At 66.4% G+C, this 250-nt stretch carries 1 protein-coding gene; it reads right to left on the bottom strand.

The features are described from left to right. Positions 1–250, bottom strand: a 250-nt coding sequence (locus tag SB764_RS43120; protein ID WP_410867184.1) for a DUF805 domain-containing protein, incomplete at both ends; no start/stop codon positions are given.

Raw genomic sequence — 250 nt, 5'->3', positions numbered from 1 at the left:
CGAAGCGCTGGCCGGCCGGGTTGGACGGCAAGAGCGAGAGCACAAGTACTGCCAGTGCGCCGAGGAAAGGCACAAGCACCAGCAGCGCCAGCCAGCCGCTGAGGTTACCGTCGTGCAGACGGCGGACCAGCAGCGCCAAGGACGGGATGATCGTCGCAAGGCCCCAGATGACGAGAAGGATGTAGAACGGGATGGCCCCAGCACCCGGAACCGTAGCACCGGAATCGGAGACCGTTGCTCCGGCCGCACC

Source organism: Paraburkholderia sp. SIMBA_027, from assembly GCF_046535315.1.
Taxonomy (GTDB): Bacteria; Pseudomonadota; Gammaproteobacteria; order Burkholderiales; family Burkholderiaceae; genus Paraburkholderia; species Paraburkholderia tropica.
The sequence above is the reverse complement of the archived record's forward strand: the minus strand, read 5'-3'. Positions and strand labels throughout refer to the sequence as shown.